Source organism: Hydrogenophaga borbori (genome assembly GCF_003417535.1).
Lineage (GTDB): Bacteria > Pseudomonadota > Gammaproteobacteria > Burkholderiales > Burkholderiaceae_C > Hydrogenophaga > Hydrogenophaga borbori.
This window is the reverse complement of record NZ_QVLS01000002.1, coordinates 56,195-79,409: the sequence shown is the minus strand read 5'-3', so window position 1 is coordinate 79,409 and position 23,215 is coordinate 56,195. Positions and strand designations below refer to the sequence as shown.

General features: G+C 70.3%; 24 protein-coding genes. 12 read left to right on the top strand and 12 right to left on the bottom strand.

Annotated elements, in window-relative coordinates; genetic code table 11:
• Nucleotides 1–6: 6 nt before the first annotated feature.
• On the bottom strand, nt 7–672 hold the full coding sequence (locus tag DY262_RS03610; protein WP_116957624.1) for a DsbA family oxidoreductase: 666 nt from the start codon (nt 670–672) through the stop codon (nt 7–9).
• 91 nt (nt 673–763) lie between these two features.
• Here DY262_RS03610 and aroE point away from each other — a divergent pair, with 91 nt between their 5' ends.
• Genes aroE through DY262_RS03595 form a run of 3 tightly spaced genes read left to right on the top strand, consistent with a single transcriptional unit; the run spans nt 764 to nt 2,964 of the window.
• Complete coding sequence (gene aroE / locus DY262_RS03605) at nt 764–1,588, top strand: shikimate dehydrogenase (RefSeq protein WP_116957623.1); 825 nt, start codon at nt 764–766, stop codon at nt 1,586–1,588.
• Nucleotides 1,589–1,618: 30 nt separating this feature from the next.
• Nucleotides 1,619–2,077 (top strand): type II 3-dehydroquinate dehydratase, encoded by a 459-nt coding sequence (aroQ, locus tag DY262_RS03600; RefSeq protein WP_116957622.1) that lies wholly within the window; start codon nt 1,619–1,621, stop codon nt 2,075–2,077.
• Nucleotides 2,074–2,964 carry a DMT family transporter gene (locus DY262_RS03595; protein ID WP_116957621.1) on the top strand — a complete coding sequence of 297 codons (891 nt, stop codon included), beginning with the start codon at nt 2,074–2,076 and terminating at the stop codon, nt 2,962–2,964. Before aroQ ends, DY262_RS03595 begins: the two co-directional genes overlap by 4 nt.
• On the opposite strand, the gene DY262_RS03590 is transcribed toward DY262_RS03595, so the two are convergent.
• The 4 genes from DY262_RS03590 to DY262_RS03575 form a co-directional block, all read right to left on the bottom strand.
• Complete coding sequence (locus DY262_RS03590) at nt 2,921–4,099, bottom strand: MFS transporter (RefSeq protein ID WP_116957620.1); 1,179 nt, start codon at nt 4,097–4,099, stop codon at nt 2,921–2,923. The two genes, DY262_RS03595 and DY262_RS03590, sit on opposite strands and share 44 nt — an antisense overlap.
• Nucleotides 4,092–5,192, bottom strand: a complete 1,101-nt coding sequence (gene aroC, locus DY262_RS03585; RefSeq protein WP_116957619.1) for a chorismate synthase — start codon at nt 5,190–5,192, stop codon at nt 4,092–4,094. The genes DY262_RS03590 and aroC overlap by 8 nt, the downstream gene beginning before the upstream one ends.
• A gap of 55 nt (nt 5,193–5,247) precedes the next feature.
• Nucleotides 5,248–5,886, bottom strand: coding sequence for a type B chloramphenicol O-acetyltransferase (gene catB, locus DY262_RS03580; RefSeq protein ID WP_116957618.1), 639 nt, complete (start codon nt 5,884–5,886; stop codon nt 5,248–5,250).
• Nucleotides 5,887–6,124: 238 nt separating this feature from the next.
• Complete coding sequence (locus DY262_RS03575) at nt 6,125–6,604, bottom strand: CBS domain-containing protein (protein WP_070398165.1); 480 nt, start codon at nt 6,602–6,604, stop codon at nt 6,125–6,127.
• A gap of 93 nt (nt 6,605–6,697) precedes the next feature.
• Between DY262_RS03575 and DY262_RS03570 the strand changes: the two genes are divergently transcribed.
• From DY262_RS03570 to DY262_RS03560, 3 genes are read left to right on the top strand one after another with little or no spacing between them, the layout of a single operon-like run.
• On the top strand, nt 6,698–8,008 hold the full coding sequence (locus tag DY262_RS03570) for an O-acetylhomoserine aminocarboxypropyltransferase (protein ID WP_116957617.1): 1,311 nt from the start codon (nt 6,698–6,700) through the stop codon (nt 8,006–8,008).
• Nucleotide 8,009: 1 nt separating this feature from the next.
• Nucleotides 8,010–8,828: an alpha/beta fold hydrolase gene (locus DY262_RS03565; protein WP_116957616.1), complete on the top strand. Its 819-nt coding sequence runs from the start codon at nt 8,010–8,012 to the stop codon at nt 8,826–8,828.
• Nucleotides 8,825–10,102 carry a cytochrome P450 gene (locus DY262_RS03560; RefSeq protein WP_116957615.1) on the top strand — a complete coding sequence of 426 codons (1,278 nt, stop codon included), beginning with the start codon at nt 8,825–8,827 and terminating at the stop codon, nt 10,100–10,102. The genes DY262_RS03565 and DY262_RS03560 overlap by 4 nt, the downstream gene beginning before the upstream one ends.
• A 13-nt stretch (nt 10,103–10,115) precedes the next feature.
• Here the strand turns inward: DY262_RS03560 and DY262_RS03555 are convergent, their stop codons facing one another.
• A complete protein-coding gene (locus tag DY262_RS03555) occupies nt 10,116–11,357 on the bottom strand; it encodes a YihY family inner membrane protein (RefSeq protein ID WP_116957614.1) in 1,242 nt (413 codons plus the stop codon).
• Nucleotides 11,358–11,395: 38 nt separating this feature from the next.
• Here DY262_RS03555 and DY262_RS03550 point away from each other — a divergent pair, with 38 nt between their 5' ends.
• From DY262_RS03550 to xth, 6 genes are all read left to right on the top strand, one after another.
• Nucleotides 11,396–11,839 carry a DUF2069 domain-containing protein gene (locus tag DY262_RS03550; RefSeq protein WP_116957613.1) on the top strand — a complete coding sequence of 148 codons (444 nt, stop codon included), beginning with the start codon at nt 11,396–11,398 and terminating at the stop codon, nt 11,837–11,839.
• Nucleotides 11,836–13,254 carry an FAD-binding oxidoreductase gene (locus DY262_RS03545; protein WP_116957612.1) on the top strand — a complete coding sequence of 473 codons (1,419 nt, stop codon included), beginning with the start codon at nt 11,836–11,838 and terminating at the stop codon, nt 13,252–13,254. The genes DY262_RS03550 and DY262_RS03545 overlap by 4 nt, the downstream gene beginning before the upstream one ends.
• Nucleotides 13,251–14,249, top strand: a complete 999-nt coding sequence (locus DY262_RS03540; protein WP_116957611.1) for a transglycosylase SLT domain-containing protein — start codon at nt 13,251–13,253, stop codon at nt 14,247–14,249. The genes DY262_RS03545 and DY262_RS03540 overlap by 4 nt, the downstream gene beginning before the upstream one ends.
• A 62-nt stretch (nt 14,250–14,311) precedes the next feature.
• Nucleotides 14,312–15,127 carry a thymidylate synthase gene (locus DY262_RS03535; protein ID WP_116957610.1) on the top strand — a complete coding sequence of 272 codons (816 nt, stop codon included), beginning with the start codon at nt 14,312–14,314 and terminating at the stop codon, nt 15,125–15,127.
• A gap of 5 nt (nt 15,128–15,132) precedes the next feature.
• On the top strand, nt 15,133–15,654 hold the full coding sequence (locus tag DY262_RS03530) for a dihydrofolate reductase (RefSeq protein WP_116957609.1): 522 nt from the start codon (nt 15,133–15,135) through the stop codon (nt 15,652–15,654).
• Nucleotides 15,651–16,427: an exodeoxyribonuclease III gene (xth, locus tag DY262_RS03525; protein ID WP_116957608.1), complete on the top strand. Its 777-nt coding sequence runs from the start codon at nt 15,651–15,653 to the stop codon at nt 16,425–16,427. Before DY262_RS03530 ends, xth begins: the two co-directional genes overlap by 4 nt.
• 18 nt (nt 16,428–16,445) lie before the next feature.
• On the opposite strand, the gene ntrC is transcribed toward xth, so the two are convergent.
• From ntrC to DY262_RS03495, 6 genes are all read right to left on the bottom strand, one after another.
• A complete protein-coding gene (gene ntrC, locus DY262_RS03520) occupies nt 16,446–17,987 on the bottom strand; it encodes a nitrogen regulation protein NR(I) (RefSeq protein WP_116957607.1) in 1,542 nt (513 codons plus the stop codon).
• A 47-nt stretch (nt 17,988–18,034) separates the two neighbouring features.
• Nucleotides 18,035–19,168, bottom strand: coding sequence for a nitrogen regulation protein NR(II) (gene glnL, locus DY262_RS03515; protein ID WP_245980798.1), 1,134 nt, complete (start codon nt 19,166–19,168; stop codon nt 18,035–18,037).
• Nucleotides 19,169–19,210: 42 nt separating this feature from the next.
• The gene (locus DY262_RS03510) at nt 19,211–19,702 is read right to left on the bottom strand and encodes a hypothetical protein (protein ID WP_116957606.1); all 492 of its coding nucleotides are present in this window, start codon (nt 19,700–19,702) and stop codon (nt 19,211–19,213) included.
• Between the two features lie 175 nt (nt 19,703–19,877).
• A complete protein-coding gene (glnA, locus tag DY262_RS03505; protein ID WP_116957605.1) occupies nt 19,878–21,293 on the bottom strand; it encodes a type I glutamate--ammonia ligase in 1,416 nt (471 codons plus the stop codon).
• Nucleotides 21,294–21,462: 169 nt separating this feature from the next.
• Complete coding sequence (locus DY262_RS03500) at nt 21,463–22,278, bottom strand: competence/damage-inducible protein A (protein WP_116957604.1); 816 nt, start codon at nt 22,276–22,278, stop codon at nt 21,463–21,465.
• Nucleotides 22,275–23,168, bottom strand: coding sequence for an EI24 domain-containing protein (locus DY262_RS03495; RefSeq protein ID WP_245980793.1), 894 nt, complete (start codon nt 23,166–23,168; stop codon nt 22,275–22,277). The genes DY262_RS03500 and DY262_RS03495 overlap by 4 nt, the downstream gene beginning before the upstream one ends.
• Nucleotides 23,169–23,215 lie beyond the last annotated feature (47 nt).

The following is a 23,215-nucleotide window of genomic DNA, read 5'->3' as shown; positions in this document are numbered from 1 at the left end:
GCGCGATCACTCCGCCGGCCCGGCCGCGATCTGCCGCAGCGCCTGCTCGTAGGCCGCCGCCGGCTGGCCACCCGAGATCAGGTGGCGGTCGTTGACGATCACCGCCGGCACCGCGTGGATGCCGTGCGACAGGTAGAACTGCTCGCGCTCGCGCACGTCCTGCGCGAATTCGTCGCTGGCCAGGATGGCCTGGGCGCGCGCCCCGTCCAGCCCCGCCTCGCGCACGCAGGCCAGCAGCACCTCGTGGTGGCCCATGGCCTCGCTGCGCGTGTGGCAGGCGGCCATCAGCGCCTTCTTGAGCGCGTGCTGCTGGCCGGGCGCGCCCTCTTCGGCCGCCCAGTGCAGCAGGCGGTGGGCGTCGAAGGTGTTCCAGATGCGGCCCCGGCCCGCCGGGTTGAATGGGAAGCCCACCTCGGCGCCGCGCGCGGCGATGGTCCCGCGTATCTGCGCCTGCTGCTCGGGCGTGCTGCCGTACTTTTCCGTCAGGTGCTCGCCGATGTCCTGGCCCTCGGCACCCATCTGGGGGTTGAGCTCGAAGGGCTGGAAGGTGATGTCGGCCGCGACCTGGCCGTCGAGCCGTTTCAGGGCCTGCTCCAGCCCGCCCAGGCCGACGGCGCACCAGGGGCAGGAGACGTCGGAGACGAAATCGATCTTGAGGCGTGGGATGTTCATGGGCGGGATTGTCCCGCCCGGCGCTGCGAGACAATGCCGGCTTCCCCGCAATGACCCTGCCCGCAGGGCGTGATAGCCCCCAATCCCCTCCATGACCGACCGCTACGCCGTCATCGGCCACCCGATCTCGCACAGCAAGTCCCCGCAGATCCACGCCGCGTTTGCCCGGGCCACCGGGCAGGACATCGCCTACACCGCCATCGAGGCGCCGCTGGACGGCTTCGCGGCCACGGTGCGGGCCTTTCGCGAACAGGGCGGGCGCGGCGCCAATGTCACCCTGCCCTTCAAGCTGCAGGCCTGCGAACTGGCCACCGACCCGAGCGAGGCCGCGCGCCTGGCCGGCGCGGCCAATGCCCTGCGCTTCGAGCCGGGCGACCGCATCCGCGCCGAGAACTTCGACGGCGTCGGCCTGGTCAACGACATCCAGCGCAACCTGGGCCACGCGCTCAAGGGTCGGCGCGTGCTGCTGCTGGGCGCCGGCGGCGCCACGCGCGGCGCGCTGCTGCCCCTGGCGCAACAAGGCCCCGCCGCACTGGCCGTGGCCAACCGCACGGCCGACAAGGCGCACGCGCTGCGCGCCGATTTCGCCGCCCACGCCACGCTGCAGAGCGGCGGCTACGCGGACCTCGCGGGCGAGCGCTTCGATGTGGTGATCAACGCCACCTCGGCCGGCCTGTCCGGCGAGGCCCTGCCCCTGCCCGGTGGCCTGTTCGCGCCCGGCGCCCTCGCCTACGACATGGTCTACGGCAAGGGCCTGACCCCGTTCCTGCGCCAGGCGCGCGAGGCCGGGGTGCATGCGCTGGCCGACGGCGTGGGCATGCTGGTGGAACAGGCGGCCGAGGCCTTCGCCTGGTGGCGCGGCGTGCGACCGGGCACGCGCGAGGTGATCGAGCGGCTGTCGGTGCCCCTGGTTTAAAGTCGGTCGGATCACAAGGAAAGCCCGTCCATGCCCGCCATCCTGCTGCTCAACGGCCCCAACCTGAACCTGCTCGGCACGCGCGAGCCCGCCACCTACGGCGCGGCCACGCTGGCCGACGTGGAGGCCCGCTGCCGCGCCACCGCAGAGCGCCTGGGCCACACGCTGGAGGCGCTGCAGAGCAACCACGAAGGCGCGCTGCTCGACGCCATCCACGCCGCCGGCCGGCGCTTCAAGGCCGGCGAACTGCTGGGCGTGGTGATGAACCCCGGCGCCTACACCCACACCTCCATCGCGCTGCACGACGCCATCGCCGGCGTCGCGCCGCTGCCGGTGATGGAGGTGCACATCTCCAACGTGCACGCGCGCGAGTCCTTCCGCCACCACTCCTACGTCTCGCCGGTGGCGGCGGGCATCGTGGTCGGTTTCGGCGTCGCGGGCTACGAACTCGCGATCGAAGGGCTGGTCCGCAAGGCCGCCGCCCGGTGAAAACCCGCCACTTCGCCCAGCTCGTCGGGCTGTCGGCGCTCTGGGGGGCTTCCTTCCTGTTCCTGCGCATCGCCACGCCGGCGCTCACGCCGCTGCCGCTGGCCGGCATCCGCGTGGCGCTGGCGCTGGTGGTGCTCACCATCGTCATGCGCGCGCTGGGCCAGCGCTGGCCCTGGAAGCACTGGCGCGAGCTGCTGGGGCTGGGCACGCTCACCGTGGTCCTGCCCTTCCTGCTCTATGCCTGGGCCGCGCTGTACCTGCCGGCCGGCTACAGCGCCCTGCTCAACACCACGGCCGTGCTGTTCGGCACCCTGGCCGCCGCCTGGCTGAAGGAAGACACGCTGACGCGCCACAAGCTCATCGGCTGCGCCCTGGGTTTCGTGGGCGTGGGACTCATCGTGCAACTGGGCCCGGTCCGGCTCGACGGCCCGACCATCCTGGCCGTGCTGGCCTGCATCGCCGCCTCGGCCGGCTACGGGGCCTCCACCCCGCTGATGAAGCGCGCCACCACGCGCATGGAGCCGCTGGCCATCGCGGCCGGCCTGCACGCCGGCGCGCTGGTGTTCCTGCTGCCCGGCGCGGCCTGGGCCTGGCCGCAGGCCACGTTCACGCCGGCCGCGCTCATGGCCGTGGGCGTGCTGGGCATCATCACCTCGGGGACCGCCTACTGGGTCCACCTGCGCATCCTGCGCCACGTCTCGCCGGTGGCGGCCATCAGCCCGGCCTTCATGATCCCGATCTTCGGCGTCACCTGGGGCCACCTTTTCCTGGGCGAGGAGCTCTCCAGCGGCCTGTTCATCGGCGGCGCGCTGGTGCTGGTGGCCACGGGCCTGGTGACGGGCTTCAACCCCTTGCGCCGCTGGCTCGCGTCAACGCCCGCACCTTGAGCGCGCAAGCGGCCGCCACCAGGCCGCAGAGCGCGCCCAGCCAGAACACGCTGGCCAGGCCGAAGCGGCTGGACACCAGGCCGCCCAGCAGGCCGCCCGTGACACCCGACAGGCCGTAGCCCAGCACCGCGTACAGCGCCTGCCCGCGCCCGCGCAGGCGGCCCGGGAAGTGCTCGCTGATCCAGGCGATGCAGACCGTGTGGTGCGCCGCGAAGGTGATGGCGTGCGCCAGCTGCGCCAGCGCCAGCAGCGGCCACACCGACGGCAGCCCGGCCGTGATCGCCATGCGCAGCGCGGTGAGCGCGCCACCCAGCACCAGCCAGCCCGGCAAGGACAGCGCGGGCATCCAGCGCCCCTGGGTGAGGAACCAGCCGATCTCCACCAGCACCGAGGCGGCCCAGAACGCGCCGATGGCCGACTTGGGGTAGCCCAGCGCGTCCAGGTGCAACGAGAAGAACACGTAGATGAACACATGCGCGAGCACGTGGAAGAACACCGCCGCGAAGAACCAGCGCATGCGCGGCTGGCGCAGCACGGGCCCGATCGGCTCGGCCCTGGCCTGGTGCGCGGCGGGCTCGCGCGCGTCGGGCAGCAGCCAGGTGCTGAGTGCCACGGCGGCCAGGCTGAGCGAGGTCCAGGCCGCGAAGCTGCCCATGCCGAAGGCCTGGAACCAGGCACCGGCCGCCAGCACCGTGACCAGGAAGCCCAGCGAACCCCAGACGCGCACGCGGCCGTAGCGGCGCACGTCCAGCCGGCCATCGCGGCTCACCTGCTGGGCCAGCACGGCCTCGCTCATGGGCATCATGCCGCTGGTGTGGGTGAACATCAGCAGCAGCACCACGAACAGCAGCGGGCCGCTCAGTTCGAACCACAGGCCCAGCGAGCACAGCAGCGCCACGCCGGCGCCCACCCGCAGCAGGCGCACGCGCTCGCCGGTGTGGTCGCTCAGCCAGCCCCAGCCATAGGGCGCGAACAGGCGCGTGGCCGCCTGCACCGAGGTGAGCACGCTGATGGCCAGCAGGCCGAAACCCAGGTCCTTGAGCCAGAGCGGCAGGTAAGGATTGAAGAAACCGATGTGGGCGAAGTAGCTGCCCGACAGCGCGCAGAAGGCAAAGAGCCGGCCGCGCTCAGCCACGGGCGCGCGCGGCGATGTCCGGCGTGTCCGTGCGCACGTCGCCGCACTGCGCGCGGTGCAGCAGCGCGTGGTCCATGACGACCAGGGCCAGCAGGGCCTCGGCGATGGGGGTGGCGCGGATGCCCACGCAGGGGTCGTGGCGGCCCTTGGTGATGAGCTCGGTGCTCTTGCCCTCGATGTCGATGCTCTCGCGCGGCACCAGGATAGAGCTCGTGGGCTTGATGGCGATCTGCACCTCCAGGTCCTGTCCGGTGCTGATGCCGCCCAACACGCCGCCGGCCTTGTTGGCCGCGAAGCCCTCGGGGGTGAGGCTGTCGCCGTGCGTGCTGCCGAAGTCGGCCACGCTGGCGAAGCCGGCGCCGATCTCCACGCCCTTGACCGCGTTCAGGCCCATCAGGGCGTGCGCGATGTCGGCGTCGAGCCGGTCATACAGGGGCTCGCCCAGGCCCACGGGCATGCCGGTGGCCGTGACCCGCAGGCGCGCGCCGCAGGAGTCGCCGCGCTTGCGCAGGGCGTTCATGTAGTCCTCGATGGCCGAGACGTCGGCCACGGGGGCGAAGAAGGGGTTGTTCGGCACGTGCGCCCAGCCCTCGAAGGGGATGGCGAGTTCGCCCACCTGCACCATGCAGCCGCGGAAGCGGGTGCCGTATTGCTGCGCCAGCCACTTCTTGGCCACGGCGCCGGCGGCCACGGTGGGGGCGGTGAGGCGGGCCGAGGAGCGGCCGCCGCCGCGTGGGTCGCGGATGCCGAATTTCTGCCAGTAGGTGTAGTCGGCGTGGCCGGGGCGGAAGGTGCGCGCGATCTCGCTGTAGTCCTTGCTGCGCTGGTCGGTGTTGCGGATGAGCAGGCAGATGGGGGTGCCGGTGGTCTTGCCCTCGTACACGCCGCTGAGGATTTCCACCGCGTCGGGCTCGTTGCGCTGGGTGACGAACTTGCTGGTGCCGGGGCGGCGGCGGTCCAGGTCGCCCTGGATATCGGCCTCGGACAGGTCCATGCCGGGCGGGCAGCCGTCGATGACGCAGCCGATGGCCGGGCCGTGGGATTCGCCGAAGTTCGTGACCCGGAACAGGGTGCCTAGGGTGTTGCCGCTCATAGGCCGCCGATTATCGGCGAGGCCTTTGCCGGGCCGACAAGCGCCCGCGCACCTGTCAGTCGGCGCCGGCCAGCCACCATCCATGCAGCGCCTCGATGTCGCCGGAGCACAGCATCGGCATCGCGTCGCGGATGCGCTCGATGGGCCAGTCCCACCAGCGCATCTCCAGCAGCAATGCGATGCGTTCGTCGCTGAAGCGCTTGCGGATCGTGCGCGCGGGGTTGCCGCCGACGATGGCGTAAGGCTCGACGTCCCGCGTCACCACGGCGCGGCTGGCGATCACCGCACCGTCGCCGATGGTCACGCCCGCCATCACGATCGCTTCGGCGCCCATCCAAACATCGTTGCCTACCACGGTGTCCCCCGCGGGCTGCCACGCGTCCAGCGCCTGGGCGAAGGCCGGTTCTTCCTTCATGTAGAAGAAAGGAAACGAGGAGACCCAGTCGTACCGGTGTCCCTGGTTGCCCGCCATCACGAACGACACGCCGGTGCCGATCGAGCAGAAGCTGCCGATGCGCAGGCGATCGGCAGCGCCACCGGGCTCGGGCGAGAGATAGCGGGCGCAGTCGTCGAACGATCTGCCGTGGTAGTAGCCTGAGTAATAGCTGTAGCGGCCGACTTCGATGTTCGGGTTGGCCACCTGCTCCGAGAGGAGCTTGCCTTTGAAGGGACTGTCAAAGAAGTTGTCGTGCATGAGCCGCCATCCTATTCGACGCGAAGCGGTCCATCCCTGGGGCCGCGACGCGCCTACTGCGCCAGGGCTTTTCCGCTCGCGCACCGGCCCATGGCCGAGGGCTGGGGCTGTGACGCCAGGGCTGCGCTGCGCCAGGCACACCAGGTCCAGCGCCAGTTCGCAGGCGATGACGCACGACAACACCACCGGCCCGGCGATGCCGGCTCCGTGGTGTCCCGGGACGGGTGGCGGTGGGCGATCAGCGCGCGACGCGCAGCTGCGGCGGCGGGTCCGCGGGCGTCTCTTCCTCGGGCCAGTCGCGGATATAGGCCTTGAGCATCTTGTTCTCGAAGTTCTGGCTGTCCACCACGGCCTTGGCCACGTCGTAGAAGCTGATGACGCCCATGAGCATGCGGGCCTCCATCACCGGCATGTAGCGCGTGTGCTTCTCCAGCATCATGGGGCGCACGGCTTCCAGCTCGGTCTCGGGGGTGCAGGTCATGGGGTGGTCGTCCATGACGCTGCGCACGATCTTGCCGCCCAGCTGGCCGCCGTTGGCCGCCAGCGTCTCGATCAGCTCGCGGAAGGTCAGCATGCCCACCAGTTCGCCATGCTCCATCACGGCCAGCGAACCGATGTCGAACTGCGCCATGGTCTGCACGGCCACGTCGAGTCGCTCGTCGGGCGAGACGGTGTAGAGCGTGCCGCCCTTGACGCGCAGGATGTCGCTGACTTTCATGGTGGGTCTCCTCTGGGGGGTGTCGCTTCCGCTCTGAGCGGGTGGGTCAATATAGCCCACAATCCCCCAGAAATCACAGAGGAGACCGTCCCCATGGCAGGCCACGCCGACCCCGGCTTCGACACGCTCGCGCTGCACGCGGGCGCCGCGCCCGACCCCGCCACCGGCGCGCGCGCCGTGCCCATCCACCTCACCACCTCGTTCGTTTTCGAGTCGAGCGACCACGCCGCCGCCCTGTTCAACCTGGAACGCGCAGGCCACGTCTACAGCCGCCTGAGCAACCCCACCAACGCGGTGTTCGAGCAGCGCATGGCCGCGCTGGAAGGCGGCATCGGCGCCATCGCCACCGCCAGCGGCCAGGCCGCGCTGCACCTGGCGGTGGCCACGCTCATGGGCGCGGGCTCGCACATCGTGGCCAGCACGGCGCTGTATGGCGGCAGCCAGAACCTGCTGCACTACACCATGCGCCGCTTCGGCATCGACACCACCTTCGTCAAGCCCGGCGACATCGACGGCTGGCGCGCCGCCATCCGGCCCAACACCCGCCTGCTCTTCGGCGAAACCGTGGGCAACCCGGGCCTGGACGTGCTGGACATGCCCACCGTGGCGCAGATCGCACACGAGGCGCGCGTGCCCTTGCTGGTGGATTCAACCCTGACAACCCCTTACCTGGTCAAGCCGCTGGAGCTGGGCGCGGATCTGGTCTACCACTCGGCCACCAAGTTCCTCAGCGGCCATGGCACGGTCATCGGCGGGGTGCTGATCGACGGCGGCGGTTTCGACTGGGACGCCGCCGGCCACTTCCCCGAGTTCAGCGCGCCCTACGACGGCTTCCACAACATGGTGTTCACCGAGGAGTCGACGGTGGGCGCCTTCCTGCTGCGCGCGCGCCGCGAGGGCCTGCGCGACTTCGGCGCCTGCATGAGCCCGCACACGGCCTGGCTGATCCTGCAGGGCATCGAAACCCTGTCGCTGCGCATGGAGCGCCACCTGGGCAACACCGAGAAGGTGGTGCAGTTCCTGGCCAGCCACCCGCTGGTGGGCCGCGTGGGCCACCCGCTGATCGAGTCGCACCCCAGCCACGCGCTGGCCAACAGGCTGCTGCGCTTCGGCGCGCGCGGCGCGGGTTCGGTGTTCAGCTTCGACATCAAGGGCTCGCGCGCCCAGGGGCGCGCTTTCATCGAGGCGCTCAAGCTGTTCAGCCACCTGGCCAACGTGGGCGACTGCCGCTCCCTGGTGATCCACCCGGCCAGCACCACGCACTTCCGCATGAGCGACGAGGCCCTGGCGGGCGCAGGCATCGGCCCGGGCACCATCCGCCTGTCCATTGGCCTGGAAGACGCCGACGACCTGATCGACGACCTCAAGCGCGCGCTCAAGGCCGCCGAGAAAGCGGGGGCCTGACATGGAGCTCACTGTCAACGGCGCCAAGACCTACTGCTACACCGGCGGCAAGCCCTTCGACGCCGCCAAGCCCACCGTGGTCTTCATCCATGGCGTGCTGAACGACCACAGCGTCTGGATCCTGCAGAGCCGCTACCTGGCCCACCACGGCTTCAACGTGCTCGCCGTGGACCTGCCGGGCCACGCGCGCAGCGAGGGCGAGGCGCCGGCCAGCGTGGAGGCGGCGGCCGATTTCATCGCCGCGCTGCTCGACGCCGCCGGCGTGCAGAAGGCCGCGCTGGTGGGCCACAGCTGGGGCTCGCTGATCGCGCTGGAGGCCGCGGGTCGGCTCAAGGAGCGCATCACGCACGCCGTGCTGGTCGGCACGGCCTACCCGATGAAGGTCTCGCCGGCGCTGATCGAAGCCTCGCTGAACCAGCCGGAGAAGGCGCTGGCCATGATCAACGTCTTCAGCCGCAGCACCCTGGCCGCGCCGCCCTCGGCGCTGGGGCCGGGCACCTGGGTGTACGGCGCCAGCATGGCCCTGGGCCGGCGCGTGCTGCGCAGCAACCCGAGGGTGAATGTGTTCCACCGCGGCTTCGTGGCCTGCGACACCTACGCCCACGGCGAGGCCGCGGTGAAGGCCCTCACCTGCCCCGTGCTGTTCCTGCTCGGCGCGCAGGACCAGATGACCCAGGCCAAAGCCGCGAAGCCGCTGATCGACGCCGCCCAGGCGGCCGGCAAAACCGTGAAGGTGGTCACCCTGCCCGTGGGACACCACCAGATGACCGAGACCCCCGACGCCACGCTGTTCGCGATCCGCGACTTCCTCCAGGCATGACGATCTCCGCCGACCACATCACCCCGCCGATGGGCGACACGCGCGCGCGGGCCATCGCACAGGCTTTCGACCTGCGCGCCCTGCCGCCCGACTTCTTCACCAACCCCTACCCGGTGTACCGCGCGCTGCGCGAGCAGGACCCGGTGCGACGCATGCCCGACGGCTCGGTTTTCCTCACGCGCTGGGCCGACCTGGCGGCCGTCTACCGCGACGCCGCCTCGTTCAGTTCCGACAAGCACGTGGAGTTCGCGCCCAAGTACGGCCTGGGCACGCCGCTGTTCGAGCACCACACCACCAGCCTGGTGTTCAACGACCCACCGCTGCACACGCGCGTGCGCCGCCTGATCATGGGCGCGCTCACGCGCCGCGCCATCGCCGACATGGAGGCCGGTCTCGTCGAGCTGGTGGACCGCCTGCTCGATGGCATCGCCGTGCACGAGGGCGGCGACCTGATCGAGGACTTCGCGTCCGCCATTCCGGTGGAAATCATCGGCAACCTGCTGGGCGTGCCCCACGCCGAGCGCGGGCCCTTGCGCGACTGGTCGCTGGCCATCCTCGGTGCCCTGGAGCCCACCATCACGCCCGCCCAGGCCGAGCGGGGCCACCGCGCCGTGACCGAGATGTGCGACTACCTGCGCACCCTGGTGGCCGCTCGCCGCCAGGCCCCCGGCGACCCGGAGCGCGACGTGCTCACGCGCCTGATCCAGGGCGAGTCCGACGGCGAACAGCTCAGCGAGGTGGAGTTGCTGCAGAACTGCATCTTCCTGCTCAACGCCGGCCACGAAACCACCACCAACCTGATCGGCAACGCCCTGGTGGCGCTGCAGGAGCACCCGGCGGTGCGCCAGCAGCTGCTGGGGCGCCTGGGCGGCGCGGACGAGGTGGCCGTGCTGGACCGCGCGGTGGACGAGTTCCTGCGCTACGAATCGTCGAACCAGCTCGGCAACCGCCGCGCGGTGAAGGACGTGAGCATCGGCGGCGTGGACCTGCCCGCGGGCACGCTGGTCACGCTGTGCATCGGCGCGGCCAACCGCGACCCGGCGCAGTTCGCTGACCCCGAAGCGCTGGACGTCTTGCGCGAGCCCAACAAGCACCTGGCCTTCGGCTTCGGCATCCACCAGTGCGCCGGCCTGAGCCTGGCGCGGCTGGAGGGCCGCATCGCCATCGGGCGCTTCCTGCACCGCTTCCCGAACTACCGGCTCACGGCCGCGCCCACGCGCGGCGGACGGGCGCGCTTTCGGGGGTTTCTGGCGGCGCCGTTCGCGGTGGGCTGACGCACGCCGCGCCTCAGCGCAGCGCCATCGCCTCCGGCAGGGCCTCGGCCACCGTCATCCCCGCCCAGCGGCTTTGCTCCCACAGCCGCGCCGTGGGACCCTGGCGCGCCAGCAGCAGACGCTCCATCAAGGGGCCCAGCGCCGTGTGGTCGGGGTCGATGAGCAGCACGTAGCGCTCGCCCTCCTCGTCCAGCCGGCCCAGCCAGTCGAGCGCGACCAGCGCCGCCACGGGCTCCTCCAGCTGCAGCGCCTCCACGCGCAGGGAGGCGGCCAGCGCCTCCAGGCTTTGGCCGCGCGGCACCTCGGCGCGCGCGGCGCTGAGCTGCGCCAGCACCTCCAGCGCGAGCTGGAAGTTCCAGCCCGGCGAATCGCCGCGCCGCGCCACGCCACGCAGCAGGCTCGGCAGGTAGGCCGCGATCACCGCGCCCAGCAGCACGATCACCCAGGCCAGGTAGATCCACACCAGCAGGATGGGCGCCGTGGCGAAGGTGCCGTACAGCACCGAAAAGGTCGGCACCTGCTTCAGGTACCAGGCCAGCAGCTCCTTGGCCAGTTCCAGCGCCACCGCAGCGAAGAAGCCGCCCGCCAGCGCATGGCTCCAGCGCACGCGCGTGTTCGGCACGTAGCGGTACAGGGCCGCCAGGCCGCCGGTCACCAGCAGCAGCTGCAGCGAGTCGAGCAGGAAGCCCAGCGGGGCGGGCAGCGCCGCCGCGTGGCGCGCGCTGCCGATGGCGTAAGTGGTGGCCGCCGTGCTGGCCGTCAGCAGCAGCGGCCCCAGCGTGAGAACGGCCCAGTACACCAGGATGCGCTGCGTCACCGGGCGCGGCTGGCGCACGCGCCAGATGTCGTTGAGCTTGCGGTCGATGGTGAGAATGAGCGCCAGCGCCGTCACCAGCAGCGCCAGCGCGCCCGCGCCGCCCATCTGCGTGGCCTTGGCCGCGAACTGGTTCAGGTACATCAGCACCGGGCGCGCGATGCTCTCGGGCACCAGACTTTCCACCAGGTTGCGCTGCAGGTTGCGCTGCAGGCGATCGAACATGGGAAAGGCGCTGAAGATGGCCAGCGCCACCGTGAACAGCGGCACCAGCGAGATGGTGGTGGTGAAGGTCAGGCTGCTGGCGGTGATGCCCAGCCGGTCCTCTCGGAAGCGCTCGCGCAGGGTGATGGCCGTGGTGCGCCAGGGAAAACGCAGCGCGCCGTGCCAGGCGTCGCGCGCCAGTTCGCGCAGGGTGTCGAGGCGCTCGGACAGGGTCATGCCGGTATCATGCCAGCCTCGTTTTTCGCCCCGCCCGCATGCCTTCCATCGACTCCACCACGGCTTCGCGCGTGGCCTTCACCCGCCGCCTCGCGGTGGCCTGCCTCGTCGGCCTGATCGCGCTGGGCCTGGCCTGGGAACTGTGGCTCGCGCCGCTGCGCGAAGGCGGCTCCTGGTGGGCGCTGAAGGTGCTGCCACTGACCCTGCCGCTGGCCGGCCTGCTCAAGAACCGCATGTACACGTACCGCTGGCTCAGCCTGCTGGTCTGGCTGTACTTCACCGAAGGCGTGGTGCGCGCCACCAGCGGCGAAAGCGCCCTGTCCACGGCCCTGGCCGCCGGGCAGACCCTGCTGTGCCTGCTGCTCTTCGTGGCCTGCGCGCTGCACGTGCGCATCCGCCTGCGCGCCGCCGGTCCCGAAGCCGTGGCGGCCGACGTGGCCGCCGCCAACGAGGCCGCCGAGCGCGCGGCCGGCCAGCCATGAGCGGCGCCTTGCTGGCCACCCTGCGCGAGGTGGTGGGCGCCGCGCATGTGCTCACGCGCGACACCCACGACCTGAGCGCCTACGAACGCGACTGGCGACAGCGCGCGCACGGCCACGCCCTGGGGGTGGTGCGCCCCGGCTCCACCGCCGAGGTGGCCGCCGTGGTCCGCGCCTGCGCCGCGCACGGCGCCAGCCTGGTGCCCCAGGGCGGCAACACCGGCCTGGTGGTGGGCTCGGTGCCCGACGGCAGCGGCACCCAGGTGGTGCTGAGCCTGCAGCGCATGAACGCCGTGCGCGCCATCGACCGCGCCAATCTCACCATGACCGTGGAGGCCGGCTGCGTGCTGCAGTCCGTGCAGCAGGCGGCCGAGGCCGAGGGCCTGCTGTTCCCGCTGAGCCTGGCGGCCGAGGGCAGCTGCACCATCGGTGGCAACCTCGCCACCAACGCCGGCGGCACCCAGGTGCTGCGCTACGGCAACGCGCGCGAGCTCTGCCTGGGCCTGGAGGTGGTGACGCCCGAGGGTGAGGTCTGGCATGGCCTCACCGGCCTGCGCAAGGACAACACCGGCTACGACCTGCGCGACCTGTTCGTGGGCAGCGAGGGCACGCTGGGCGTCATCACCGCGGCCACGCTCAAGCTCTTTCCGCCGCCCGCGGCCAGGCTCACGGCCTGGGCGGCCGTGCCCACGCTGCAGTCCGCCGTGGACCTGTTGGGCCTGGCGCAGCAGCGCCTGGCCGCCGGGCTCACCGGCTTCGAGGTGATGGGCCAGTTCGCGCTCTCGCTGGTCGACCGGCACATGCCGCCATTGCGCGTGCCGCTGTGGCGGCAGTCGCCGTACTGCGTGCTGCTGGAAAACAGCGACAGCGAGGGCGAGGACCACGCCCGCACCCAGTTCGAAGGCCTGCTGGAGGCCGCCATCGAGCGGGGCCTGGTGAGCGACGCCGTGGTGGCCGAGTCCATCGCCCAGGCGCGTGGCCTGTGGCACATCCGCGAGAGCATCCCGCTCGCGCAGGCGCAGGAAGGCCTGAACATCAAGCACGACATCAGCCTGCCGGTGTCGCGCATCCCCGCCTTCTGCGACGAGACCGACGCCCGGCTGGCGCGCGAGATCCCGGGTGTGCGCCTGGTCAACTTCGGCCACCTGGGCGACGGCAACCTTCACTACAACGTCCAGGCGCCGGCCGGCGAAGATGCCAAAAAGTTCCTGCAGACACAGGAAACGCGGGTCAACCAACTGGTGTTCGACGCGGTGGCTCGCTACGATGGTTCGATCAGCGCCGAGCACGGCGTGGGCAGCCTCAAGGTGGAGCACCTGGCGCACTTCAAGGACCCGGTCGCGCTCGCGCTGATGCGCCGCATCAAGCAGGCCATCGACCCCCACAACCGCCTCAACCCCGGCCGAGTGATCCAGTGACACACCTTCGCCACGCGTCGCGCGCCCCCCTCGAGGGAGCGGTGCCCGCGGGCCGGCCCGACCGGCCCCGCGGCGCCTCGCGGCTCGCCCTGGGCGCGCTCGCCCTGGGCCTGCTCGGGGGCCCCGCGCAAGCGGCGGCCGACGCCAGCGAACGCCAGGCCTGGCGCGAGCAGGCCGTCGCGCTGGAACACGGCGAAGGCGTGGCGCGCGACATGGCGGCGGCCATGCGCCTGTACTGCCAGGCCGCGCTGGCCGGCGACGCGCCCTCGGCCTGGAACCTCGGCTGGATCCACGCCAACGGCCGCGGCGTCCCGCGCAACGACGGCCTGGCCGCCCACTGGTTCGCGCGCGCCGCCCTGCTGGGCGACGACAAGGCCGAGGCCATGTTCCAGCGCCTGGGCGTGCCCGCCGACAAGCCCGACTGCGTGCGCGAGGCCGAGGCGCGCGAGGCCCGCCTCGCCGCCGACCAGGCCGAGCAGCAGCGCCAGGCCGAGGAGAAGCAGGCCCTGTCCACCGCCTACCGCGCGCACGTGGACACGGCCGAGCAGCAGCGCATCATGAAGATCGTCTACAAGCTCGCGCCGCGCTACGGCCTGGAGCCCGGGCTGGTCTACGCGGTCATCCGCGCCGAATCCAACTTCAACGTCAACGCCGTCTCCGACAAGAACGCCCAGGGGCTGATGCAGCTGATCCCCGAGACGGCGGCGCGCTTCGCGGTCAGCAAGCCCTTCGACGCCGAGCAGAACATCCGCGGCGGCATGGCCTACCTGCGCTGGCTGCTGTCCTACTTCCGTGGCCAGGTGCCGCTGGCCGTGGCGGCCTACAACGCGGGCGAGGGTGCGGTGGACAAGTACGGCGGCGTGCCACCCTTCGCCGAAACGCGCGACTACGTCCGCCGCATCCAGCGCTTCTTCGCCATCACCGAGCACCCCTTCGACGCGCGGTTGACGGCGCCTTCGCCCCTGCTGCTGCAGCCGGTATCCGCGCAGCGCTGACGGGGGGGCACGGGCCGGTGCACAATGCCGGCGACCCGCGCCACCTCTCCCGCGCCATCCCCATGACAGCCCCCCGCCCCGCCCGCTCCCAATACGAAGACTTCATGCGCCACGTGTTCACCACGGGCGTGCCCAAGACCGATCGCACCGGCACCGGCACCGTCAGCGTGTTCGGGCACCAGATGCGCTTCGACCTGAAGGAAGGCTTCCCCCTGGTCACCACCAAGAAGGTCTTCACCAAGGCCATCATCGTGGAGCTGCTGTGGTTCCTGCGTGGCGACAGCAATGTGAAGTGGCTGCAGGAGCGCGGCTGCACCATCTGGGACGAATGGGCGCGCGAAGACGGCGACCTCGGCCCGGTGTACGGCGTGCAGTGGCGCAGCTGGCCCACGCCCGACGGCGGCCACATCGACCAGATCGCCGAGGTGGTCAAGCAGCTCAAGACCAACCCCGATTCGCGCCGCATCATCGTCAGCGCCTGGAACGTGGCCGACCTGAACAAGATGGCGCTGATGCCCTGCCACGCCTTCTTCCAGTTTTATGTGGCCGACGGCAAACTGAGCTGCCAGCTCTACCAGCGCAGCGCGGACATCTTCCTCGGCGTGCCGTTCAACATCGCCAGCTACGCCCTGCTCACGCACATGCTCGCGCAGCAGTGCGACCTGGAGGTGGGCGAGTTCATCTGGACGGGCGGCGACTGCCACATCTACAGCAACCACCGCGAGCAGGTGCAGGAACAGCTCTCGCGCGAGCCCTACCCCTACCCCACGCTGCGCATCAAGCGCCGCCCCGGCTCGATCTTCGACTACACGCTCGAGGACTTCGAGATCCTGGACTACCAGCACCACGCGGCCATCAAGGCGCCCGTCGCGGTCTGAACGCCATGCCGCGCATCCACCTGATCTATGCCCGCGCCGCGAACGGCGTGATAGGCAAGGACAACGCCCTGCCCTGGCACCTGCCCGAGGACCTGGCGCACTTCAAGCGCCAGACCCTGGGCCACCCGGTGCTCATGGGCCGCAAGACCTGGGACTCGCTGCCGCCGCGCTTTCGGCCGCTGCCGGGGCGCCGCAATCTCGTGCTCACGCGCGATCCGTCGTGGCGGGCCGAGGGCGCCCTGCGGGTGGGCTCGATCGACGAAGCGCTGGCCCTGTGCGCCGATGCGTCCGAGGTCTGGGTGATCGGCGGCGCCGAGGTCTACCGCCAGGCCCTGCCACGCGCGCAGCGTGTGGAGGTGACCGAGATCGCGCGCGACTTCGAGGGTGATGCCTTCATGCCCGCGCTGGGCCCCGAGTGGCGCGAAACGGCGCGCGAGGCCCACACCGCCGCGAACGGCCTGCCCTTCGCCTTCGTCAGCCACGACCGTCCGACAGGGCGAGCCGATCCGCAACCGCAAGAACCATGAAGCTCGCCACCTGGAACATCAACTCCCTCGCCGTGCGCCTGCCCCAGGTGCTGGATTGGCTCGCCGCCAACCCCGTCGACGCCCTCGGCCTGCAAGAGCTCAAGCTGGTGGACGAGAAGTTCCCGTTCGATGCCCTGAAAGAGGCCGGTTACCACGCCGCGGCCTTCGGGCAGAAGACGTACAACGGGGTGGCGATCCTGAGCCGCACGCCGATCACGGATGTGGTGCGCAACATCCCGCAGCACACCGACGACCAATCGCGCGTGATCGCGGGGACCTTGGACACACCGGACGGGCCCCTGCGCCTGGTCAACTGCTACTTCGTCAACGGCCAGGCGCCCGGCACCGAGAAGTTCGCCTACAAGATGCGCTGGCTGGAGGCCCTGCACCGCTGGCTGCAAGAGGAGCTGAAGGTGCACCGCCGACTGGTGCTGCTCGGCGACTTCAACGTCGCCCCTGAAGACCGCGACTCCTACGACCCCGTGGGCTTGAAGGACACGATCCACCACACGGTGGAAGAACGCCAGCACTTCCAGGCCTTGCTCCAGTTGGGCTTGACGGACGCCTTCCGCCTGTTTGACCAGCCCGAGAAGAGCTACTCGTGGTGGGACTATCGCATGCTCGGCTTCCAGAAGAACCGGGGGCTGCGCATCGACCACATCCTCGTGAGCGAGGCCTTGCGCGGCCGCGTGATCGCCTGCCAGATCGACCGGCTGCCGCGGAAGAACCCGCAGCCCAGCGATCACGCGCCGGTGGTGCTCACGCTCGGCTGAACCGCCTCATGGGGTGGATCACTCCATCCCCAGTTCCTGGATCTTTCGCGTGATGGTGTTGCGGCCGATGCCCAGCTTGTGCGCGGCCTCGATGCGCCGCCCGCGGGTGTTCGCGAGCGCGGTCTGGATCAGCCGGGTCTCGAAGCGCCGCGTGAGCACGTCCCACACATCGGTGCGGCCATTTTCCAGCAAGGCCATGGCCTCGGCCTGAAGGCCGGCCTCCCAGGCGGCCGGCACGCTTTCCGCCGGCGGCGCGTCCACGGCAACGGAGGTGGCCTGGGGCGCCGGCGCCCCGGGCGCCGCCGTCGCGTACCCGCTCACGGCCACCGGCTCCACCGGCCGCGTGGCCGGCACCGGCGCGCTGGCCACCACACCCGACACCTCGGTCGCACCGACGGCATGGAGCACCTCGGGCGGCAGGTCCTTCACTTCGATCACCTGGGCCGGCGCCATCACGGTCAGCCAGTGGCAGACGTTCTCGAGCTGGCGCACGTTGCCGGGGAAGTCGAAGCCACCCAGCAGCTTGAGCGCTGACTCGGCGATGCGCTTGGGCTCCACGCCGAGCTGCTTGGCGCTTTGCTGCAGGAAGAAGCGCGTGAGCATCGGGATGTCTTCCCGGCGCTCGCGCAGCGCGGGCAGGCGCAAGCGGATGACGTTGAGGCGGTGGAACAGGTCCTCGCGGAACACGCCTTCCTTCACCCGTTGCTCGAGGTTCTGGTGCGTGGCGGCGATGACGCGCACGTTGGCGCGCACCGCGCTGTGCCCCCCCACGCGGTAGAAGTGTCCGTCGGACAGCACGCGCAGCAGGCGCGTCTGCAGGTCGAAAGGCATGTCGCCGATCTCGTCGAGGAACAGCGTGCCACCGTCGGCCTGCTCGAAGCGGCCACGGCGCATGGTCTGCGCGCCGGTGAAGGCGCCGCGCTCGTGGCCGAACAGCTCGCTCTCCAGCAGATCCTTGGGAATGGCGGCGGTGTTGATCGCGACGAAGGGGCCGTTGGCGCGCGGCGAGTGCTTGTGCAGCGCGCGCGCCACCAGCTCCTTGCCCGAACCCGACTCGCCCGTGATCAGCACCGTGACCTGGCTCTGGCTGAGGCGGCCGATGGCGCGGAAGACGTCCTGCATGGCCGGGGCCTGGCCCAGCATCTCGGGTGCCGCGCTCAGCCGCTCCTCGGACACCTCCTCGCGCAGGCTTTCGTCCACCGCGCGGCGGATCAATTCGACCGCCTTGGTCAGGTCGAAGGGTTTGGGCAGGTACTCGAAGGCGCCGCCCTGGAAGGCCGCGACCGCGCTGTCGAGGTCGGAGAAGGCCGTCATGATGATGACGGGCAGCAGCGGGAAACGCGCCTTGACCTTCTCCAGCAGATCCAGGCCGGAGCCCCCCGGCATGCGGATGTCGCTCACCAGGATCTGCGGTCCGTCGGTGTCGCCCGGGTCGCTCAGGGCCTTGAGCACTTCTGGCGCGCTCGTGAAACTGCGGGTGGGCAGGTTCTCTCGGAGCAAAGCCTTCTCGAGAACGAAGCGGATGGACTGGTCGTCATCCACTATCCAGATCGGCTTCATGTATCGGTCGTCCCTTCAGTCGCGCAAGCGCGTGCGTGTCGAATCGGTCAGGGCAGCGGGATCAGGATCTTGAAATCCGTCTCCCCCGGCGCGCTCTCGCACTCGATCAGGCCATGGTGCTGCTGCACGAAGGTCTGCGCCAGCGTCAGCCCCAGGCCGGAGCCGCCCTCGCGTCCCGATACCAACGGGAAAAAGATGCGGTCCTTGATCGAGTCCGGCACACCGGGCCCGTTGTCGATGACATGCAATTCCAGTGCCAGCCGGTAGCGCTGCTTGCCAAAGGTGAGCTGGCGGCCCACGCGCGTGCGGAAGGTGATGCGCGCATCGCCCGCCTCGATGCGCTCGGCCAGCGCCTGGGCCGCGTTGTGCGCGATGTTGAGCACCGCCTGTATCAACTGCTCACGGTCGCCGCGGAATTCGGGGATGGAGGTGTCGTAGTCGCGCACCACCCGCAAGCCCCTGGGGAACTCGGCCAGGATGAGCGCGCGCACGCGCTCGCAGACCTCATGGATGTTGACGTCGCCCACCACATGCGGGCGGCGGTGCGGCGCCAGCAGCCGATCGACCAGCGATTGCAGGCGGTCGGCCTCGTGGACGATGACCTGGGTGTACTCGATCAGCTCCTTGGCCTGCAGCTCCATCTGCAGCAGCTGCGCCGCGCCGCGGATGCCACCCAGCGGGTTCTTGATCTCATGCGCCAGGTTGCGGATGAGCTCCTTGTTGGCCTGGGCCTGGTCGAGCAGGCGCGCCTCGCGCTCCTGGCGCGTCTGCTGCTCCAGCGGCAGCATTTCCACCACCACCTCGCCTGTGCCCTCGGTCTGGGCCACGACGACGTGCACGGACAGCGCGTCGTGGTTGAGGCGACGCAGGTGGGCGTCGTAGCGCAAGGCCGCGAACTCGTTGTCGCGCGCGCCCTTCAGGGCGTTGTCGAGCAGCACGGGTTCGGTGAAGCAGTCCTGCAGCTGCGCGCCGGTGATGCTGCGCCGGGACAGGCCCAGCGCGTCTTCCAGCACGGCATTGGCGAAGAGCACGCGGCCCTGGTGGTCCACCACCGCCACCAGGGTGGCCAGCAGATCGAGCGCCTGGAAGCGCGGGTGAGCGGCGGGCTCCTTGGGCGCCGCGCCGCGCCGGGCGACGAGGTGGATGAGGGAGGTGGCGTCGGGCGTTTTCAAGCCGCCCATTGTGCGGCAGAAGCCGCGGCGCCAGCGCCCTGCCCGCAGAGCTCAGTTGGCGGCGGGTCCCAGGCGCTGCAGTTCGCGTCGCAGGCCGGCCACGTCGCTCTCGGCGCGCGCGACGGCGGCCTTCAGTTCGGCCACCCGGTCAAGGTAGCGCTGGTAGTTGCGGCTCTCGATGCCCTGTTTTTCGGGCTCCCCGTTGGCGTAGGCCTTCTGCGCCTCGGCGAGCCGTTCTTCGGCCCGCCGCAGCTCGGTCTCGAGAATGGCGCGGGCGTCCGCGTCGCGGGCACGCTGCGCGGCGTTGTCCACACGCGGCGCGCTGCCGCTGCCGCCACCGGCGCTGGGGTTGCGCGGCGCGGCGGCCGGGCTGGGGCGCGTGCCTTCGATGACGGTGACATTGCCCCCCTGCAGCGGCGTGCAGCCACGCTGCTTGGCCACGGCGGCGTTGTTGGTGTACTCGTTGCCGCAGCGGTAGATGGTGTCCTGCGCCATGGCCGGCGTGGCCAGCAAGGCCGCCAGGACCAGCGGCAGGCGGGGCATCGGACGGGACGGGACAACGGACACGGAACCTCCAGCAAGGGTGAGCGCGGGGCAGTATGACGCAATTGCCCGGCGAAAGTGCCGGGGGCGAACCCGCAGCGACGTGCGCCCAAGAAAAAGGGACGGCCGGAGCCGTCCCTTCTGCGAATGCGGGCCCGCTCGCGCGGGCCGGCCATCAGAGGCTGTAGTACATGTCGTACTCGACCGGGTGAGGCGCCATGCGAAAGCGCGTCACCTCGGCCATCTTGAGTTCGATGTAGGCGTCCAGCATGGAGTCGGTGAACACGCCACCCTTGGTCAGGAAGGCGCGGTCCTTGTCGAGGTACTCCAGGGCCTGGTCCAGGCTGTGGCACACGGTGGGGACCAGTTTGTCCTCCTCGGGCGGCAGGTGGTACAGGTCCTTGGTGGCGGCCTCGCCCGGGTGGATCTTGTTCTCCACGCCATCCAGGCCGGCCATCATCAGTGCCGAGAAGCACAGGTAAGGGTTGGCCGAGGGATCGGGGAAACGCGCCTCGATGCGGCGGCCCTTGGGGTTCGCCACGTGCGGGATGCGGATGGAGGCCGAGCGGTTGCGCGAGCTGTAGGCCAGCTTCACCGGGGCTTCGAAGCCGGGCACCAGGCGCTTGTAGCTGTTGGTGCCGGGGTTGGTGATCGCGTTGAGCGCGCGGGCGTGCTTGATGATGCCACCGATGTAGTACAGCGCGAAGTCGCTCAGGCCGGCGTAGCCGTCGCCAGCGAACAGGTTCTTGCCATCCTTCCAGATGGACTGGTGCACGTGCATGCCCGAGCCGTTGTCACCGGCATAGGGCTTGGGCATGAAGGTGGCGGTCTTGCCGTAGGCGTTGGCCACGTTCCAGACCACGTACTTCAGGACCTGGGTCCAGTCGGCGCGCTCGACCAGCGTGCTGAACTTGGTGCCGATCTCGTTCTGACCGGCGCCCGCCACCTCGTGGTGGAACACCTCGACGGGGATGCCCAGGGATTCGAGGATCAGGGACATCTCGGCGCGCATGTCCTGCGTGCTGTCGACCGGGGGCACCGGGAAATAGCCGCCCTTGACGGTGGGGCGGTGGCCGCGGTTGCCGCCTTCCAGCTTGGCGCCGCTGTTCCAGGGTGCTTCGTACTCTTCGATCTCGAACATCACGCGGCCGGGCTCGTTGCTCCAGCGCACGCCGTCGAAGATGAAGAACTCGGGTTCCGGTCCGAAGAAGGCGGTGTCGCCCAGCCCGGACGCCTTCAGGTAGGCCTCGGCGCGGCGGGCGATGGAGCGCGGGTCGCGGTCATAGGCCTTGCCGTCGCTGGGCTCGACCACGTCGCACTGCAGGAACAGGGTGGTCTCTTCGAAGAACGGGTCGATGTTGGCGGTGTTCGGGTCGGGCATGAGCTGCATGTCCGAGGCCTCGATGCCCTTCCAGCCGGCGATGGACGAACCGTCGAAGGCGTGGCCCGAGGTGAACTTGTCCTCGTCGAAAGCCGAAATCGGCACGGTGACGTGCTGCTCCTTGCCGCGGGTGTCGGTGAAGCGGAAGTCGACGAATTTGACTTCGTTGTCCTTCACCATCTGCATCACGTCTGCGACGGTCTTGGCCATCAATTGCTCCTGTATCTGGAAGGGTGGGTTGAAAAGGTACTTCGGGGGCATGGCATGCAGTTTCCATGCCATGCGACGGCGCCCCCAGGTGCACACGCACCGCCTTGGCACCGGCTGGCCGCCGCATTTATCACCTTAGTGGTGCATTCATGCACCGTTTTGGAGATTTTCAAGGACGCACCAACTCGGGGCCCATTTCGGCCTTGCACGCGCGCAGGCCGGCCAGCAGCTCGGCAAAGGCGGGTTCGACGTCGGGCGCGGCGCCCTTGACGCCCAGCTCGATGTGGCGACCGTAGGTGGGGTGGTCCACGCTGGGCAGGCTGAACACCTTGACCGCGTGTGCGGCTTCGATCTGTTCCATCAGCGGGGTCAGCGCCGCTTCCATGGCCCCCATGACGATCACCGAGCGCTCGCGCCAGGCGCCTTGCCGGTGCAGGTGGCTGTAGCGTTGGTCGAGCACCCAGGCCAGCATGGGCCAGGCCATCACCGGGAAGCCGGGCACGAAGTGCACCTCGGCGCCGCCAGGGCCGCGGCAGCTGAAGCCGGGGATCTTGTTGTACGGGTTCGGAATGAGGCTGGCGCCCACGGGAAACACGCCCATGTTGTAGCGGTGCACGTTGTCCGGCCGCTCGGGCTCGAAGGGCACGCCCTGTTCGGCCGCCACGTCGCGCATGCGCTCTTCGATGAGCCGCGCCGCCTCGGGATGCAGCGCGAGCTCCACGCCCAGGGCCGCCGCCGCGCACTGGCGGGTGTGGTCGTCGGGCGTGGCGCCAATGCCGCCGCAGCAGAAAACCGGCTCGCGGCCCTCGAAGGCCGCCCGCAGCACGGCGGTGATGCGCGCGCGCTCGTCGCCCACCACCTGCGCCCAGGACAGCGCCAGCCCGCGCTCGGCGAGCAACTCGGCCACCCTGGGCAGGTGCTTGTCCTGCCGCTTGCCCGACAGGATCTCGTCGCCGACGATGATCAGACCGAAACCGGTGCTCATGGCGCGGGCGCGGTGGGCGGCAAGGGCAGCGGGTCGGGGCTGGGCGGCGGCGCTGGGGGCTCCAGCGTGGGCTCGACCGGTACCACCTCGACCGGCACGACGGCGCGCAGACGTTCCAGGGCGGTCAGCGCGTAGTGGGCGAACCACAGCGACGCGAACGCGAACACCAGCGTGTAGACCCAGATTGCCACCGGCACCAGCAGCGGCGCCAGGGCGATGAACATGGCACCCGAGGCCCACAGCAGGCTGGGCGCGGCGCCCAGGTAGCCGCAGAGCACCCCCATCAACAGCAGCGTGCCGCGGTGCTCGCGCATGATGCGCCGGCGCTCGTCGCCACTGGCGTGCGTGGCCAGGGCATCGAACGCGAACACGCGGTAGGTGAGCCAGCCCCAGATCAGCGGCGGCAGGATCAGCACCAGGGGCGGCACCAGCCACAGTGGCATGGACAGCACCAGCACCACCACCGCCAGCAGCGTCGAGCCCAGCGACCAGAACACGCTCACGATGAACGAGCCACCGCGCCGCTTCTCGAGATGGGCAAAGCGGCGTTGCCCCACGAGATCGACCATCGCGGGCGTCATGAACACGGCCACCAGCAGCAGGCACAGCAGCACGATCACCGGCGTGGCCAGCACCAGCACGATGAGCGGCGCGAACACCGCTCGCAGCGATCCCATGCCCATGCGCTCCAGCCAGCCCAGGAAGGCCTGCACCAGGTCGAAGGCTTCGAACCAGGCCATGACGGAGGCCACCGCCCCATCCCAGAAGAAATAGCCCAGGGCGAACGACAAGGCCACCATGAGCACCAGAGGGAGGAAGGACAGCGCGATCACGCGCGGGTGCAGGCAGTAGGCCACCGCCCGCCAGAAGGCATCGAACATCGCTCGCATGGCGCGAAGAATACCCGCAAGCGCCGACCAACCGGCCGCTAGGATGT